This window comes from Nonomuraea sp. NPDC050556 (genome assembly GCF_044457355.1).
Lineage (GTDB): Bacteria > Actinomycetota > Actinomycetes > Streptosporangiales > Streptosporangiaceae > Nonomuraea.
This window is the reverse complement of the sequence record NZ_JBITGU010000001.1, coordinates 558,915-575,101: the sequence shown is the minus strand read 5'-3', so window position 1 is coordinate 575,101 and position 16,187 is coordinate 558,915. Positions and strand designations below refer to the sequence as shown.

Genomic DNA, 16,187 nt, shown 5'->3' with positions numbered 1-16,187 from the left:
CCGATGGTGCGTGACTACTACTTCCATCCGGACGAGGCGGATGTGCGGCTGTTCGTCATCCCCGGCGGCGGCGTCCTGCGCGCCGACGCCGAGTCGGTCGTCTGCGAGGCCGGGTACGGCTACTTCGCCATGCGGCGCTACGCCTTCGCCGACCGGTGGTTCAAGGTCAACGTCACGGTCGACCTGCACGGCGAGCCACTCGACACGGCCGGGTTCGCCTACACGTGCGACGTCGCCAGCCCCATGGTGCGGCAGGGCGACGGCGTCTACGCCATCAGCCTCCTGACCACGGTCCGGGTACGCGCCGACGGCGCGTCGCACGTCGTCACGGGCGCCGACACGTGGGATCAGGCGGTCGAGGCGGGCTGGATCTCGCAGGCGGAGGCCAGGGGCGCGCGGCGCGGCCTGACGGACCTGCTCGACCTCGTCGAGAACGGGCGGCTCGAGCCCTTCCTCGCCGAGGTCTGCCCCTTCGGCCCGCCGACGGCGCCCGAGGCCCAGCGCCTGCGCCGGGTGCCGCTGGCCGACCTCCCGCTGCTCCAGCCGGGACGAAGGGCGAGCTGGCGACACGGCGCCCGCCCAGGAGGGTAGGCGCCGTCGCTGCTCACAACCGGTCGAGGATCTTCCGCATCTGGGCGACCTCGGCCTGCTGCGCCGTCTCGATGGCCTTGGCGAGCGCCTTGGCCTCGGGGTCGGCGCCCTGGGCCTGCTCGGTGCGCGCCATCTCGATCGCGCCGTTGTGGTGGGCGGTCATGAGCTCGGCGAACTGCCTGTCGAACGCCGTGCCCTCGGCCACCTCCAGCTTCTTCATGTCCTCAGCGGACATGATGCCGGGCATATCGTGACCCATGCCGCTCATGCCGCCGGACGGGGCGGGCTTGCCCCAGGCCGACAGCCAGCCCTTCATGGTCTGGATCTCCGGATCCTGCGCGCCCTTGATCTTCTGCGCGAGATCCTTGATCTCGGCGTCCGAGGCGCGGGTCCCGGCCAGTTCCGCCATCTCCACCGCCTGCTCGTGATGCGGGATCATCATCGTGGCGAAGGTGACGTCCGCGTCGTTGAAGGACTGCGCGGCGGCGCTGGGTTTGTCCACCGGTGCGCCGCCACCGCAGGCGGTGAGCACGAGGGCGGCCGCGACGCCGGTGGCGGCGGCGATGAATCGGTTCTTACGCATGGTTGTTCTCTCGTTCGTCGGGTCTGCTGGCCTTTCGCTGGTCGGAGCGGGGCCTATATGCGCAGAACCACGAGCGAACGGGTCCGCCCCGGCGGCGCCCTGGCGACGCCGGGGACGGAGGCCCGGGCACCGGTCCCGCCCGCCGCCGCGCGCCGCGAACGTCCTGCGAGAGCGGCGACGAAGAGGATCAGAAGGGAGGTGAGGACGGCGAGGCAGACCGCTGTCGGGTCGAGGTCGGGCGCCTTCTCCCCCATCCCCGAAGCCTGGTCGTGGACGGCATGGCCGGAGGCGACGTGACCCAGGGAGTGCATCCCGCAGACGCCGAGGGCCAGCGCGACGAGCAGGAACCAGCGGGCGACCCGCACCCTCCACCTCCCCTCGCCTACCGACCCACGCATATTACTATGCAAGATAGTAGGACGAGCGCCATGTCGATCGTTTCCGGCCATGGGAGCTACGATCCGAGATAGGATTGTCACATGATGCGCGGTCTAGGCGAGCTCGAGTCCACGATCATGGATCGCCTGTGGTCCTACCACAGACCCGTGTCCGTAAGAGAGGTCCTGGAGGACCTCAGGCAGGAGCGGGAGATCGCCTACACGACCGTGATGACCGTGATGGACAACCTGCACACCAAGGGCCTGCTCACGCGCAAGCCCGTGGGCCGGGCCTACATCTACGAGACGGTGTCCACCAAGGAGGCCCACACCGCCGACATCATGCGCGACTCCCTCGCCGGCAGCGGCAACCAGGCCGCCACCTTGGTGCACTTCCTGGAGCGGTTGACGCCCGAGGAGGCCGGAGCGCTGGAGGCGGCCCTGCGGGTGTTCCCGCCGAAGGGGCGCGGCGCATGATCGACGCAGCCGTCCTGGGCCTGTACGCGACGCTCGCCGCCGTCCTCCTGCCCCGCGCCGTCGGGCGCGCGCAGTGGGTCGAGCGGGCGCCGCGGCTCGGGATCGTCGTCTGGCAGGCGGCCAGCTTCTCGGTGGTGGTGTCGGCCGTGCTGGCCGTGCTCGCTCTGGCCGTGCCCGCCGATGTCGTCGGCCACGGGCTGGCCGGGCTGTTCGCGGCATGCGCCGCCCTGCTGTCCGACGGGGCCGGTCGCCCCACCACCGGCACGTGGGCAGGGCTGGTCGTGGGCGGGCTGCTCGTCGCGCGGGTCGCCTACACCGGCGGGGCGGTCCTGCTGCGGGCCAGGCGGGAGCGGAAGCGCCACGCGGAGGCCCTGGTCCTGCTCGGCCGCCACGACGGTGACCTCGGGGCGCTGGTGGTCGACTACGACGAGCGCCTCGCCTACTGCCTGCCCGGCAGGAACGGGCAGACCGTCATCACGACCGGCGCGCTGCGCTCGCTCGCCCCCGAGCAGGTCGCGGCCGTGCTCGCGCACGAGCGGGCGCATCTGCGGGGGCGGCACCACCTGGTGCTCGCGGGCGCCGAGACGCTGCGCCGGGCGTTCCCGCGCGTGCCGCTGTTCGAGCGGGCGCGCGTCGAGGTGGCGCGGCTGGTGGAGCTGGAGGCCGACGACGTCGCCGCGCGCCGCCACCCGCGCATCCACATCGCCGCGGCGCTGGTCGGGCTGGCCACGGGGCGCGTGCCGTCCTTCGCGCTGGGCGCGGGCGGCGAAACCGCGCTGACCCGGGTGCGCCGCATGCTCAACCCGGAGGCTCCCCTCAGCCGCCGGGAGCGCCTCGCCGGGGTGTTCGCCGTCGCCCTCATGCTGGCAGGACCAGCCACCGTGGCGGCCGTTCCCGGCGTCAGCGTGTTCCTCGCCCACCACTGCCACTCGCTCTTCAGCTGAGAGCCCATCCCCCGTGCGCTCGTCCTCCTACCGGTGACCACCCGGTCGTCGGTCTGCGAACCACCCGGCCCGACGCGCGGATCGCGGACGGCCGGAACTGATCGGGATCCGCGCCTGGATCAGGTCCGCCAGCGACAGCGGCATCCCCTTGGCCAGCGGATGGGCGCGGGCCCAGTAGGCCTCCGCCCTGTCCTCCTCGGCGAGGGCGTGGCAGACGTGTGCCAGCCCGTCCAGCGCCCTGATCTGGTCGTAGAGGTCGCCCATGCGCTCGGCCAGGCCCAACGCCTCCTCGTAATGGTGCCTGGCCTCGGCCGGCTCGTGGGCGTGCAGCAGCAAGGCGCCGAGGCAGATCCTGATGTCGCATTCGTCCACCGGCGAATCCAGGTCCCGCACGATCGCGAAACCCTGGCGCGCCGTACTCAGGGCCTCGTCGTGACGGCCCGCGCGGTGCAGAACGTCGGCGTGCGCCGAGTGCAGCCGCACCTCGCGGGGCACCAGCCCAGCACGGCGGGCGGCGGTCAGCCCGCTGTCGACGTGGGCGAAGGCCTGGTCGTAGTCGTCCAGCCCGCCGGCGGCCCAGGCGGCGGAGGTGGCGGCCGAGGCCAGGGTGTCGGCGAGGTCCAGGTCGGTGGCCAGGCGGATCGCTTGTTCCAGCGGGGCCAGCGCCTCCCGGTTGTGCCCCATGAGGGTCAGCAGATCACCGTAGTAAGCGAGGCAGATGGTCTCCGTGTACTGGTCCCCGGCCTCGCGGGCCATGTCGATCACGTGCAGGAACCCTTCCGCCGCCTCGGTGAAGCGGCCCGCCCGCACGTACAGGGAGGCCAGGAAGCGGCGGCTGGACCTCTCCAGTCCCAGCTCCTCGAGATCCCGGGCGATCGCCCACGCCTGTTCCGTCAGCTCGATGGCGTGGGCGACGTGGCCGCTGTGGGAGTGCGAGGACGACAGGTTGAGCAGGCTCAGGGCGAGCAGGCGCCGGTCAGGCAGGCGGCGCGCGATGTCTACGGCCGCCTCCTCGATGCCCAGGATCTCGCTGACGTGACCGGCCTTCATGCAGTAGACGCCCAGTTCACGGGTGATGTGCCAGGCGGGCCAGTCCAGGCCCAGCGCCGTCGCCCGGTGCACCGCGGCCGTCAGTGTCTGCCGCTCCTGGTTGAGCCACCGCATCGCCTCTTTGGCGTCCGCCGGGGTCGGCGCGTCAGCGGGGACGTGCTCCAGACGCAGGTCCAGTGCCATCCGGCCGGGCTGGAGCAGGTCGGCCGCCCGGCGAGCGGCCAGGGAGTAGAAGTCCAGGGCTCGCCGTACGGCGGAGCCCCGCTCGGCCTCCGGCTCCTCGGTCATGGCACGGTCGGCGGCGTACTGCCGCAGCAGGTCGTGCAGAGAGTAGCGGTTCGCGGCGGGCTGCTGGAGCATCTGCGCGTCCAGCAACGCCTCCAGCAGCGCGTCGGCCCGCTCGACGGTGACGCCGGCCAGCGCCGCCGCCGCGTACACGTCGACGTCGACCCCCGGGTGCAGGCCCAGGAGCCGGAACATGCGCCGCTGACCGTTGTCCAGCTGGTCGTACGACAGCGTGAAAGCCGCCCCCACGCTGCGGTCCTGGGCTGATAACTCGGCGAGGCGGCGCCGCTCGTCGCGAAGGCGGCCGACCAGGCCCTCCACGCTCCAGCGCGGGCGGTTGCCCAGCCGGGCGGCGGCGAGGCGGATCGCCAGCGGGAGCCGTCCGCACAGCTCCACCGCCTCGGCCACCGCCTCGGGTTCGGCCAGCGCGCGAGCCCCGACGATGGCGGTGAACAGCGCCGCGGCTTCCGCTGCGGGCAGCACGTCCAGGGTGAGCGCGTGCGCGCTGTCCAGTTCGAGCAGCCTGCGTCGCGAGGTCACCAGCACCAGGGACCTGGCCGAGCCGGGCAGCAGCGGGCCCAGCTGCTCCGCGCTGGCGGCGTTGTCGAGGACGACGAGCACGCGGCGGTGGCTCAGCTCGCTGCGCCACAGGGCGGCTCGCTCCTCCAGGTTCTGCGGGATCAGGTCGCCGTCCACGCCGATGGCGTGCAGCAGCCGGGCCAGCGCAGCGGCAGGATCGGTGGGCCGGTGTCCCGCCGTGTGCGCGTGCAGGTCGATGAACAGCGTGCCGTCGGGGTACCACTCGGCCAGCCGGTGCGCCGCCCGTACGGCGAGCGCGGTCTTCCCGATGCCCGCCATGCCGTCGATCGCGGTGATCACCACGACCCCGTCGCTGGTCCTCGCCTCGTCGATGTGGCTGAGGATCCGGGCGAGCTCGGCCTTGCGTCCGGTGAAGTCGGCGATGGTCCTGGGCAGCTGGGCCGGGCCCGTCCGGGTGGACGCGGGAAGGGCCGCCTGCGCGTCGAGGACCGGGTCGCGGCGCAGGATCCGCTCGTGGACCTGCGTCAGCTCGGGACCGGGATCCAGGCCCAGCTCGTCGTCGAGCAGCTTCCTGGTCCTGGTGTAGACGTCCAGCGCGTCGGCCTGCCGTCCGGACCGGTACAGCGCCAGCATGAGCTGGCCGGCGTAGCGCTCGCGGTAGGGGTGGGCGCGGGTGAGCGTGAGCAGCTCGGCGGCGACCTCGTCGTGCAGCCCCAGCGCGAGGTCGGCCTCGATGCGGTCGGCCAGGGCGGTGAGCCGCAGCTCCTCCAGCCTGGTCACCTCGTGCCGCAGGCAGGGTTCGTCGGCCAGCTCACCGTAGGCGGGGCCGCGCCACAGCGACAGGGCTTCGCGGAGCTTACGGCTCGCCGTGCCGTACTCGCCGGCCGCGAGCGCGCGGGATCCGGCCTGGGCCAGGCCGGCGAAGCGGTGGGCGTCGATCGCCGACGGTTCGACGGCCAGCGCGTAGCCCTCCCGCCCCCGGCCGGTGATGGCCTGGGCGCCCAGCACCCGGCGCAGCTGGGAGATGTGCACGTAGATGTTGTCGACCGCGGAAGCGGGGGCGTTGTCGCCCCACAACGCCTCCACGAGCGTGTCCACCCCGACGGGCCGGCCTGCCGAGCACAGCAGGACCGCCAGGAGCAGCCGCCGCTTGGGCGGGCCCAGCGGCACCGCCTCGGTCTCGAGGTTGGCACGGACCGGCCCCAACACCGCAAACCTCATTGTTGCTCCAGCGCCTGTACCCGCACCCCGATGGATCAAGAGCATCTATACACCCACGTGTCAGGACAGGTCCACGGCGACCTTGATGTCGTCGTGGCCGCTCCGCCCGGTCCAGCGGGATCCGCCGCGTCACCAGCCCGGCCGGCCAGGACGGGTCGGCACCGGCGAGCGCCCGCGCCGCCTGCTCGTCGTGGCGCCGGTTGGCGTTGACCGAGCCGAGATGAGGTGCTGACGCGGTCGATCTGCTCCCAGGCCTGGGCCACCACGGGGGGTCGGCTCCATCAGCACGCCGGTCCGGCCGAGCGCGGGGTCGAGCTTGACCACCAGGCCACCTGGTGCGAAGCCGTTCCCGTCCGGAGCCCAGCCGTAGTCGCCGCCCATGATCTCCCGGTAGGTGCCGCAGACGCCCTGGACGAGCAGGTCGTCCGGCCCCGGGACGGGGTCGGGGGCGTCGGCGACCTCGAGGGAACCTGACTTCTCGGGAATGATCGTCAATGCACGCCTGGATGATTTATCCCCATATGAGGGATTTATCAAGATCGGGGATGGGCAGAGTCGGTCGACACGGCCCCGATGCTCAGCAAATGTGACTGTGTGTGATGAACTCATCGCATGGCGTCAGATATCGAGGAGCTGTTCCTCAAGACGGGGCGATTCTTCCGCAGGTCGCCGGAGAGCGATGACCTGCGCCAGCTCTTCTTGACCGGCGGCCGCGAAGGTGACGTCTTCTACCGGGACCGGTGGAGCCACGACAAAGTGGTCCGTTCCACGCACGGGGTGAACTGCACGGGCTCCTGCTCGTGGAAGGTGTTCGTCAAGGACGGCATCATCACCTGGGAGACCCAGCAGACCGACTATCCCAGTGTGGGCCCCGACCGGCCCGAGTACGAGCCGCGCGGCTGCCCCAGGGGCGCCGCCTTCTCCTGGTACACCTACTCCCCCACCCGCGTCCGCTATCCCTACGCGCGCGGCGTGCTGGTGGAGATGTACCGCGAGGCCAGGGCCCGGCTGGGCGACCCGGTCGAGGCCTGGCGGGAGATCACGACAGATCCGGACAAGAGACGGCAATATCAGTCGGCGCGCGGTAAGGGCGGCCTGGTCAGGGTCACCTGGGACGAGGCGACGGAGATGATCGCCGCCGCGCACGTGCACACCATCAAGGCCTACGGCCCCGACCGGGTCGCCGGGTTCTCGCCGATCCCGGCCATGTCGATGGTCTCCCACGCCGTCGGCTCCCGGTTCATCTCGCTCATCGGCGGCGCGATGTTGTCGTTCTACGACTGGTACGCCGACCTGCCCGTCGCCTCCCCGCAGGTGTTCGGCGACCAGACCGACGTGCCCGAGTCAGCCGACTGGTGGGACGCCGCCTACCTGCTCCTGTGGGGCTCCAACGTCCCGGTCACCCGCACCCCCGACGCGCACTGGATGACCGAGGCCCGCTACCGGGGCCAGAAGGTCGTCGTGGTCGCCCCCGACTACAACGAGGCGGCCAAGTTCGCCGACCACTTCCTCGCGGTCAACCCGGGAACCGACGGCGCGCTGGCCATGGCGATGGGCCACGTGCTGCTCAGGGAGTTCTTCGCCGACCGCCAGGTGCCCTTCTTCACCGACTACGTCAAGCGCTTCACCGACCTGCCCTTCCTGGTACGGCTGCGCGAGCGGGACGGCGTCTTCCTGCCGGACAAGTTCCTCACCTCAGCCGACCTCGGCGACGGTGAGGAGGGCGCCGAGTGGAAGACGGTGTTCCTTGACACCGCCGGCGACCCGCACGTGCCGAACGGCTCGCTCGGCTTCCGCTGGAACGAGTCCGGCAAGGGCAGGTGGAACCTCAAGCTCGACGCCGACCCCCTGCTGAGCCTGTACGGCGGGCAGTCCGTGCCGGTCGACCTCGCCAGGTTCGACGAGGGGCCCGGCAGCACGCGCCGGGGCGTGCCCGTCAGGGAGGTCGGCGGGCACCTGGTGACCACGGTGTTCGACCTCATGCTCGCCCAGTACGGCGTCGGCCGGGAGGGGCTGCCCGGGACGTGGCCGAGCGGCTACGACGACCCGGCCGAGCCGTACACCCCCGCCTGGCAGGAGCCGATCACCGGCGTGCGCGCCGCCGACGTCGTCAGGATCGCCAGGGAGTTCGCGCGGACGGCCGAGGAGACCGAGGGCCGGTGCATGGTCGTCATGGGCGCCGGGACCGCGCAGTGGTTCCACGGCGACACGATCTACCGGGCGTTCCTGACGCTGCTGCTGCTGACCGGGTGCCAGGGGCGCAACGGCGGCGGCTGGGCGCACTACGTGGGCCAGGAGAAGTGCCGGCCGCTGACCGGCTGGGCGCAGCTCGCCGGTGGGCTGGACTGGTCGCGGCCGACCCGGCAGATCCCCGGCACCCCGTTCTGGTACCTGCACACCGACCAGTGGCGCTACGACACCTTCGACGCGGGCGACCTCTGCTCCCCCGTCGGCGAAGGCGCGTTCGACGGGGTGCACACCGCTGACCTGGTGGCGCAGTCGGTGCGCAACGGATGGATGCCGATGGCGCCCGCCTTCGACCGCAACCCCCTGGAGCTGGGCGAGGCCGAGGACCCCGTGGCCTTCACCCGCGAGGAGCTGCGCGCGGGCCGGTTGAAGTACGCGGCGGAGCAGCCGGACGACCCGCGCAACTGGCCGCGCTGCCTGACCGTCTGGCGTTCCAACCTGCTGGGCTCCTCGGCCAAGGGCAACGAGTACTTCCTGCACCACCTCCTGGGCGCCGGCTCCAACCTGCCCGACCCGAGCCCGGAGGCGGTGGAGGGCAAGCTCGACCTGCTGCTCACCCTCGACTTCCGGATGACCTCGACCACGCTGTTCTCCGACATCGTGCTGCCGGCCGCGACCTGGTACGAGAAGCACGACCTGTCCTCCACCGACATGCACCCCTTCGTGCACGCCTTCAACCCGGCGATCAGCCCGCCGTGGGAGACCAGGACCGACTTCACCGCGTTCCACTCCATCGCGACCGCCTTCAGCGAGCTGGCCGGTCCGCATCTGGGGACGCGCAGGGACGTGGTGGCCCTGCCGTACCAGCACGACACCCCTGGGGAGACGGCCCAGCCGGGCGGGCGGGGGCCCGCCGGTCACGTGGAGCCGAACCTGGCCGTGGTCGAGCGCGACTACGGCGCGATCGCCGACAAGATGGCCGCGCTGGGGCCGCTGGCCGAGCAGGCCGGGATGCCGGTCAAGGGGCTCGCCTTCCACCCGGACGAGGAGATCGACTGGCTGGCGCAGCGCAACGGGACGGCCGCCCTGGGCGTCGCCAGGGGACGGCCGCTGCTGGACACCGACGCCAAGGCGTGCGAGGCGATCCTCGCCCTGTCCGGCACCACGAACGGGCGGCTGGCCGGTCAGGGCTTCGCGCAGCTCGCCGAGCGCACGGGGACCGACATGTCGGCGCTGGCGCACGGCGACCACCGCATCGTCTTCGCCGACACCCAGGCGGGGCCGACGCCGGTGGCCACCAGCCCGGAATGGTCGGGCAAGGAGGCGCACGACCGGCGCTACTCGCCCTTCACGATCAACGTCGAGCACGACAAGCCGTGGCACACGCTGACCGGGCGCATGCACTTCTTCCTCGACCACGACTGGATGCACGAGTACGGCGAGGCGCTGCCGGTCTACCGGCCCCCGCTGGACATGGGGCTGCTGTTCGGCGAGGGCCCGGAGGAGGGCGCGGTGTTCGTGCGCTACCTCACCCCGCACTCGAAGTGGTCGATCCACTCCGAGTACCAGGACAATCTGATCATGCTGACCCTGTCGCGGGGCGGCCCGACGATCTGGATGTCCGTCCAGGACGCAGCCGCGATCGGGGTGGCGGACAACGACTGGATCGAGGCGCACAACCGCAACGGCGTGGTGGTGGCGCGGGCGATCGTCTCCCACAAGATGCCGCGCGGGACCGTGTACATGTACCACGTGCAGGAGCGGGTGGTGGACGTGCCGCTGACCGAGCGGACCGGGCGGCGCGGCGGCATCCACAACTCGCTGACCAGGGTGCTCATCAAGCCGACCCACCTGATCGGCGGCTACGCCCAGCTCTGCTTCGGCTTCAACTACCTCGGCCCCACCGGCAACCAGCGCGACGAGATCACCGTGATCCGCCGCAGGTCCCAGGATGTGGAGTACTGACATGCGGGTGATGGCGCAGATCGCCATGGTGATGAACCTCGACAAGTGCATCGGCTGCCACACGTGCTCGGTCACCTGCAAGCAGACGTGGACCAACAGGACCGGCGTGGAGTACGTCTGGTTCAACAACGTCGAGACCCGCCCGGGGCAGGGCTATCCGCGCAGGTACGAGGACCAGGACAGGTGGCGCGGCGGCTGGAAGCTGGACCGGAGGGGCAGGCTGCGGCTGCGGGCGGGCGGTCCGCTGCGCAAGCTGATGACCATCTTCGCCAACCCCCTCCAGCCGACGATCCAGGACTACTACGAGCCCTGGACCTACGACTACGAGAACCTCACCACCGCTCCCCTGAGCGACAACATCCCGGTCGCCCCGCCCCGGTCGCTCATCACCGGCAAGCGCACCAAGGTGGGGTGGAGCGCCAACTGGGACGACAACCTGGGCGGCGGCCCCGAGCTGGCCAGGCGGGACCCGCTGGTGGAGAAGGTCGGGGAGAAGGTCAAGCTCGACTTCGAGCGGGCCTTCATGTTCTACCTGCCGCGCATCTGCGAGCACTGCGTCAACCCGGCCTGCGTGGCCTCCTGCCCGTCCGGCGCCCTGTACAAGCGGACCGAGGACGGGATCGTGCTGGTCGACCAGGACCAGTGCCGAGGCTGGCGCATGTGCGTGACCGGTTGTCCGTACAAGAAGATCTACTTCAACCACAAGACCGGCAAGGCCGAGAAGTGCACGTTCTGCTACCCGCGCATCGAGGTCGGGCTGCCGACCGTCTGCTCGGAGACGTGCGTGGGACGGCTGCGCTACCTCGGCGTCATGCTCTACGACGCCGACCGGGTCACCGAGGTGGCGTCGGTGCCCGACGACAAGGACCTCTACGAGGCCCAGCTGTCGCTCTTCCTCGACCCGGACGACCCGGAGGTGGTCGCTGCTGCGACGGCGAACGGCATCCCGGACGAGTGGCTGGAGGCGGCGCGCCGGTCGCCGGTGCGCGAGCTGATCACCCGGTTCCGGGTGGCGCTGCCGCTGCACCCGGAGTTCCGCACGCTGCCGATGGTCTGGTACATCCCGCCGCTCTCGCCCGTCGTGGAGGCGCTGACCGAGACCGGGCACGACGGCGAGGACGCGGACAACCTGTTCGGCGCGATCGAGGCGCTGCGCATCCCGGTGGAGTACCTGGCCGAGCTGTTCACCGCCGGTGACCCGGAGCCGGTCACCGCGTCGCTGCGCAAGCTGGCCGCGATGCGGGCGCACATGCGCGACGTCAACCTCGGCCGCGAGCCGGAGCCCGACCGGGAGATCGACGACATGTACCGGCTGCTGGCGCTGGCCAGGTACGAGGACCGGTACGTGATCCCGACGACCTACTCCGCCACGCCTGGCTCGATCGAGGAGATCGGCTGCAGCCTCGACTACGACGGCGGGCCAGGCATGAGCGGCCCCTTCGGCGAGGCGTCGGGCAAGCCGGTGCCGGTCTCCATCGAGACCTTCCACTCGCTCAAGCAGCGGCAGACCAGCGAGGACGTCACTCACCAGCGGAGGAACCTGTTGAACTGGGACGGCAAGGGCGCGCCCGATCACCTCTTCCCGAAGAAGGACGAGTCATGAGCGCGATCGTGTGGCAGGCGGGCGCGCACCTGCTCGCCTATCCGGACGAGCGGTTCTGGGGGCGGCTGCCGATGATCCGCGACGTGGCGCAGCCGCATTTCGGCGCGTTCCTGGACCAGGCCGACGAGCTGGGCGCTGGCGAGCTGGCCGCGCAGTACGTGGAGACCTTCGACCTCAAGCGCCGGTGCTGCCTCTACCTCACCTACTACACCGACGGCGACACCCGGCAGCGGGGCGAGTCGCTGGCCCGGCTGAAGGGGCGCTTCCGTGCGGCGGGCTGGGAGCTGTGCGAGGACGAGTTGCCCGACTTCCTGCCGGTGGTGCTGGAGTTCGCCGCGCTCGACCCGTCAGGCGCCGAGGTCCTGCGCGAGCACCGGGCCGGGCTGGAGCTGCTGCGTACGGCGCTGCACGAGTGCGGCTCGCCGTACGCCTCGGTGATCGACGTGATCTGCGGGACCCTGCCCAGGGTCACCGACGCCGAGCTGCGGGCGGCGGCGCGGCTGGCCGAGCAGGGGCCGCCGGCCGAGTCGGTGGGAGCTTACACATGACCTGGGCAGAGACCGCGTTCTGGGTCGTCGCGCCGTATCTGACGCTGGCCGTCTTCGTCGGCGGGCTGATCTGGCGGCACCGCTACGACAGGTTCGGCTGGACCACGCGCTCCTCCGAGCTCTACGAGAAGCGGCTGCTGCGGATCGCCTCGCCGCTGTTCCACTACGGGCTGCTGGCCGTCATCGCGGGGCACGTGATCGGCCTGTTCATCCCGGAGAGCTGGACCGATGCCGTCGGGATCTCCGACCGGCTCTACCACGCGATCGCCCTGGTCACCGGGGGCATCGCCGGTCTGTGCACGCTCATCGGCGTCGCCCTGCTGATCTACCGCCGCCGCACCACGGGCCCGGTCTTCATGGCGACCACGCGCAACGACAAGCTCATGTACGTCTTCCTGATCGCCGCCATCCTGGCCGGGCTGTCGACCACGCTGCTGAGCTTCTTCACCCACGAGACCGACTACCGGCTGACCGTCTCGCCGTGGTTCCGCTCCCTGTTCGTCCTGCAGCCCGACGCCGCGGCCATGAGCGCCGCCGGTCTGGACTTCAAGGTCCACGTCTGCGTCGCGATGGCGCTGATCTGCCTGTTTCCCTTCACCCGGCTGGTCCACGCGCTGTCGGCGCCCATCGGGTACCTCTTCCGGCCGCCGATCGTCTACCGCAGCAGGGAGAAGACGGCCGGGCAGGCTACCCGCGAACCGCGCCGGGGCTGGGGCGAACCATGAGCGTGAGCCGCATGCGTTTGCCCGGCCAGCGTCCTTGAACCGAGGTCAGGCCCGCCGCGCGCAGCAGCCTGATGCGCTGTTGCGCCAGCTCGCGCACCTGGGCGTTGCCGTTGAAGCGGCGGATCACCCAGACGCGGTCCGTCGCCGGGAGCCTGGCAGCGAGGGCCGCCTGGCCCACCTCGCGGCCGTGCAGGGTGCCGGTGCGGGCGCCGTCCGCGCGTAGCGCCAGGTCGCGCAGGCCGGTGAAGGCCTGCGGGTAAGCGCCGGCCAGGGCGCGCATCCCGGCGGGGAACACCAGGAAGCCGTCGCCGTCGCGGGCGTGCTGCTCCAGGGCCGCGACGGCCGGGGTCACGTCGTGCCACTTGCTGTCCGCCCGGCGCAGACCGGGCTGTACGGCCAGCGTCAGGGCCAGCAGAGCCACGCCCGCGCCGACGCCCATCGCCCTGGGCGGGGAGGCCAGCCCGGCGGCCACCAGCAGCGCCACCGCGGGCACGCACACCAGCAGGTAGCGGCCGACGAACATGGGCTCGACCAGGGAGACCGCGGCCAGGAGGACGGGCGGGAGCACCGCCCACGGGAGCGCCACCGCCACCAGCTCGCCGCGACGGCACCTGAGCCCCCAGGCCGCGACGGCGCCCGCGAGGAGCACCGACACCGTGCCGCCGGTCAGCCCCTGCGCCGACGACCACAACCGCGCCGCGTCCAGCTCGGGGATCCAGGCGACCGCGGACCGCTGCGTGACCGCCACCCCGATCAGGGGCGACAACACCAGGAGCGCAGCGCCGACCGTGACCGTCCAGCGGATCAGGTGACGGCGCTGGAGCAGGACCGTGACCAGGTGGGCGGCCAGGAGCAGCAGCGCGAACACGTGCAACGCGCCCAGCGCCACGATCGCCAGGCCGTACCAGGCGAACCAGCCAGGAGCCCCTGACCGCACCGCGCGCACGAGCGCCCACGTGGCGGCCACGGCGACCGCGGCGACGAGGGCGTAGGAGCGGGCTTCCAGGGCGTACTGGCTGACCACCGGCGTGAGAGCGTAGGCCGGCCCGGCCAGCAGCCCGGTCACGCCACCGGCCAGCGCGCGCCCGAGCCCGGCCACCAGCGCCGCGGCCACCACCGTGGCCAGGACGGACGGCAACCGCATCGCGACCGGGCCGAACCCGACGACCTCGCCCACGCCGTGCATCACCACGTAGTAGAAGCCGTGCACCGCGTCGACGTGCGCGAGCAGGTGCCTGATCTGGCCGAGCGACCGCCCAGCCACGTCGACCGTGACCAGCTCGTCGGTCCACAGCGACGGCCCGCCGGTCCCCCACAGCCCGAGCGCCAGCGCCACCAGCGCGGGCAGCCCGAGCACCGTCAGCCGCCCCGGCGACCTGCGGGTGGACCGTGCGTCCTGGCGCGACGGCGCGGTCTGGATCACGGGGCGAAGAAGCGCTCGGTGATCTCCTTGGCCGCGCTCCCCCGCTCGTGCTCGCCGTACTTCTCGACCAGCCTCCGTCGTGCCGGACGGTAGAGATCCCCCGTACGGCGGGCGTCGCGGACGGCGGCGGCCAGCGACTCAGCGTCCCGCACCACGGGCCCCGGCGGGTCGTCGAGCACGTCCACGTAGGCGATCCGCCGGGAAACAGGCGTGTACAGCACGACCGGCCGGTCCAGCAGCAGGAAGTCGAACAGCAGCGGCCCGACCCCGGTGACCAGCACGTCCGTGAGCCTGAGCAGGCTCGTCACGTCGTGCACCGCCAGGGCGTCGAAGTCGAGCACGGTGAACCCGGGGCCGGGAGCGGGCACCGGGACGCCCACGCAGAGGACGACCGTGTTGCCCGGAGCCAGCCCGAGGTGCGCGGCGAGCCGGTCCACCCGGTCCAGCGCCTCCCCCGACACCAGCAGGTCGTTGCGCGGGTTTCCCACCGGAAGCGGCTCCGCCCTGGCGCGCAGCGCCGCCTTCAGCGTCTCCGCCTCGTGCCCCGACCCGGCCACGAGGAAGTCGTAGCGGTTGACCGCCCGCCGCAGCCTGGCCTTGGCGGCGCGGGTGGCCAGCTTGGTCTCCGGGGCGTCGAAGCCCACGTAGTCGCAGGCCGTACCCGGCGGGGTGTAGATGGAGGTGGTGGCCAGCCGTTTGGCCAGCTCCTCGGGGAAGCCGTGGTCGTCGACCCAGTACTCGGCCCGCGCCAGTGCCAGGTAGTAGCCCCACGAGCCCCGACGTACCAGCGTGGCGTCCTTGGGGAACCCCGCGGGGCTGGTGGCGTACGACCAGGTGGCCCGCACCGGGTGGCCGCTCGCGCGGATCTGCTCGTAGACGGCGCGCGGGCTGCCGCCGTACACCGCGCCCTGCCCGCTCTCGAACACGACGCTGCCCCTGCGCACCGGCAGCCGCATCAACAGCCGGTGGTACACCGCCGTCCTGAACCTGCTGTCGTCGTCCGGCGCGGGATCGGGCGGCGCGGCCGGGCTCACGAGCAGGCGGTGCGGGAGGTCCACGGACGTGGCGGGCCGCGACTCCAGCAGGGAGGAGCGGCGGTAGAGCAGCCCAGACACCACGTCGGCGCCCGTCCGCTCGGCCGCGCCGAGCAGCGTCATGCACGCGTGCCGGTCCAGCTCCTGCCCCGCCTCCAGGAGGAGCACGTAGGGACCGGCGTCACTCAGGTCGTCGACCACCGTGACGCCCCCGAGCGTCTGCCCGGCCACCGACCGGAGCGTGCGCTCGCGCGCCTGTCCCGCCGGCCCGCTGACGATCACCGAGACTTCCACGCCACTATCTTGCGTAGCCGGCGCCCTGACCGTAACGCACCACTTCGCGGCCTTGTCGGGTCATGCCAGCGACTTGACCTCGTCCAGGACGACGGGCTCGGGCTCAGGCTCGGCACAGCGGCCCTGGCAGAAGCCGTTGGCCACGATCAGCCGCCCGCGGGCCACGCTGTAGGAGCCGGGCGGGGACGGTGTCACGACGCCCTGACAGGTCGGGCACAGATCGGTGTGGGTCATGCCGCCCTCCGTGAGCCGGCTGAAAAGGTCGGCACCTGCCCCAGAGGGACCCCCTCCCTCATGAGGCAGGGGCCGCACCCCCGAATACGGCGGGCATCGCCCGCCG

Annotated in this window: 14 protein-coding genes; 7 read left to right on the top strand and 7 right to left on the bottom strand. The window is 71.9% G+C overall.

Going from position 1 to position 16,187, the window contains the following annotated elements; genetic code table 11:
* Positions 1-3: 3 nt before the first annotated feature.
* Positions 4-591 carry a hypothetical protein gene (locus tag ACIBG8_RS02870; protein WP_397340756.1) on the top strand — a complete coding sequence of 196 codons (588 nt, stop codon included), beginning with the start codon at positions 4-6 and terminating at the stop codon, positions 589-591.
* Positions 592-604: 13 nt separating this feature from the next.
* Here ACIBG8_RS02870 and ACIBG8_RS02865 read toward each other — a convergent pair whose 3' ends face one another.
* Both ACIBG8_RS02865 and ACIBG8_RS02860 read right to left on the bottom strand, forming a co-directional pair.
* Positions 605-1,174 (bottom strand): DUF305 domain-containing protein, encoded by a 570-nt coding sequence (locus ACIBG8_RS02865; protein WP_397340755.1) that lies wholly within the window; start codon positions 1,172-1,174, stop codon positions 605-607.
* 53 nt (positions 1,175-1,227) lie between these two features.
* Positions 1,228-1,539: a hypothetical protein gene (locus ACIBG8_RS02860; RefSeq protein ID WP_397340754.1), complete on the bottom strand. Its 312-nt coding sequence runs from the start codon at positions 1,537-1,539 to the stop codon at positions 1,228-1,230.
* A 114-nt stretch (positions 1,540-1,653) separates the two neighbouring features.
* On the opposite strand from ACIBG8_RS02860, the gene ACIBG8_RS02855 reads away from it, so the two are divergent.
* On the top strand, positions 1,654-2,028 hold the full coding sequence (locus tag ACIBG8_RS02855; RefSeq protein WP_397340753.1) for a BlaI/MecI/CopY family transcriptional regulator: 375 nt from the start codon (positions 1,654-1,656) through the stop codon (positions 2,026-2,028).
* A complete protein-coding gene (locus ACIBG8_RS02850) occupies positions 2,025-2,972 on the top strand; it encodes a M56 family metallopeptidase (protein ID WP_397340752.1) in 948 nt (315 codons plus the stop codon). Before ACIBG8_RS02855 ends, ACIBG8_RS02850 begins: the two co-directional genes overlap by 4 nt.
* A gap of 27 nt (positions 2,973-2,999) precedes the next feature.
* Here the strand turns inward: ACIBG8_RS02850 and ACIBG8_RS02845 are convergent, their stop codons facing one another.
* The gene (locus ACIBG8_RS02845) at positions 3,000-6,068 is read right to left on the bottom strand and encodes a BTAD domain-containing putative transcriptional regulator (RefSeq protein ID WP_397340751.1); all 3,069 of its coding nucleotides are present in this window, start codon (positions 6,066-6,068) and stop codon (positions 3,000-3,002) included.
* 129 nt (positions 6,069-6,197) lie between these two features.
* Positions 6,198-6,563, bottom strand: a complete 366-nt coding sequence (locus ACIBG8_RS02840; protein ID WP_397340750.1) for a hypothetical protein — start codon at positions 6,561-6,563, stop codon at positions 6,198-6,200.
* A 117-nt stretch (positions 6,564-6,680) separates the two neighbouring features.
* Here ACIBG8_RS02840 and ACIBG8_RS02835 point away from each other — a divergent pair, with 117 nt between their 5' ends.
* From ACIBG8_RS02835 to narI, 4 genes are read left to right on the top strand one after another with little or no spacing between them, the layout of a single operon-like run.
* Entirely contained in the window at positions 6,681-10,220 is a 3,540-nt protein-coding gene (locus tag ACIBG8_RS02835; RefSeq protein WP_397340749.1) for a nitrate reductase subunit alpha, read from the top strand.
* Between the two features lies 1 nt (position 10,221).
* The gene (gene narH / locus ACIBG8_RS02830) at positions 10,222-11,823 is read left to right on the top strand and encodes a nitrate reductase subunit beta (protein ID WP_397343886.1); all 1,602 of its coding nucleotides are present in this window, start codon (positions 10,222-10,224) and stop codon (positions 11,821-11,823) included.
* Positions 11,820-12,371 (top strand): nitrate reductase molybdenum cofactor assembly chaperone, encoded by a 552-nt coding sequence (gene narJ / locus ACIBG8_RS02825; protein WP_397340748.1) that lies wholly within the window; start codon positions 11,820-11,822, stop codon positions 12,369-12,371. Before narH ends, narJ begins: the two co-directional genes overlap by 4 nt.
* Positions 12,368-13,096, top strand: a complete 729-nt coding sequence (narI, locus tag ACIBG8_RS02820) for a respiratory nitrate reductase subunit gamma (RefSeq protein ID WP_397340747.1) — start codon at positions 12,368-12,370, stop codon at positions 13,094-13,096. The genes narJ and narI overlap by 4 nt, the downstream gene beginning before the upstream one ends.
* Here the strand turns inward: narI and ACIBG8_RS02815 are convergent.
* The 3 genes from ACIBG8_RS02815 to ACIBG8_RS02805 are packed head-to-tail and all read right to left on the bottom strand — an operon-like array spanning position 13,059 to position 16,081.
* On the bottom strand, positions 13,059-14,519 hold the full coding sequence (locus tag ACIBG8_RS02815) for a glycosyltransferase family 39 protein (RefSeq protein ID WP_397340746.1): 1,461 nt from the start codon (positions 14,517-14,519) through the stop codon (positions 13,059-13,061). The two genes, narI and ACIBG8_RS02815, sit on opposite strands and share 38 nt — an antisense overlap.
* Positions 14,516-15,847, bottom strand: coding sequence for a CDP-glycerol glycerophosphotransferase family protein (locus ACIBG8_RS02810; RefSeq protein WP_397340745.1), 1,332 nt, complete (start codon positions 15,845-15,847; stop codon positions 14,516-14,518). The genes ACIBG8_RS02815 and ACIBG8_RS02810 overlap by 4 nt, the downstream gene beginning before the upstream one ends.
* A gap of 60 nt (positions 15,848-15,907) precedes the next feature.
* Positions 15,908-16,081: a hypothetical protein gene (locus ACIBG8_RS02805; protein WP_397340744.1), complete on the bottom strand. Its 174-nt coding sequence runs from the start codon at positions 16,079-16,081 to the stop codon at positions 15,908-15,910.
* Positions 16,082-16,187 lie beyond the last annotated feature (106 nt).

Coding starts and splice junctions, on each gene's coding strand:
- ACIBG8_RS02845 (WP_397340751.1), bottom strand. CDS start 6,068: ATGAGGTTTGCGGTGTTGGGGCCGGTCCGTGCCAACCTCGAGACCGAG.
- ACIBG8_RS02865 (WP_397340755.1), bottom strand. CDS start 1,174: ATGCGTAAGAACCGATTCATCGCCGCCGCCACCGGCGTCGCGGCCGCC.
- ACIBG8_RS02850 (WP_397340752.1), top strand. CDS start 2,025: ATGATCGACGCAGCCGTCCTGGGCCTGTACGCGACGCTCGCCGCCGTC.
- ACIBG8_RS02835 (WP_397340749.1), top strand. CDS start 6,681: ATGGCGTCAGATATCGAGGAGCTGTTCCTCAAGACGGGGCGATTCTTC.
- narJ (WP_397340748.1), top strand. CDS start 11,820: ATGAGCGCGATCGTGTGGCAGGCGGGCGCGCACCTGCTCGCCTATCCG.
- ACIBG8_RS02805 (WP_397340744.1), bottom strand. CDS start 16,081: ATGACCCACACCGATCTGTGCCCGACCTGTCAGGGCGTCGTGACACCG.
- ACIBG8_RS02870 (WP_397340756.1), top strand. CDS start 4: ATGGTGCGTGACTACTACTTCCATCCGGACGAGGCGGATGTGCGGCTG.
- ACIBG8_RS02855 (WP_397340753.1), top strand. CDS start 1,654: ATGATGCGCGGTCTAGGCGAGCTCGAGTCCACGATCATGGATCGCCTG.
- narH (WP_397343886.1), top strand. CDS start 10,222: ATGCGGGTGATGGCGCAGATCGCCATGGTGATGAACCTCGACAAGTGC.
- narI (WP_397340747.1), top strand. CDS start 12,368: ATGACCTGGGCAGAGACCGCGTTCTGGGTCGTCGCGCCGTATCTGACG.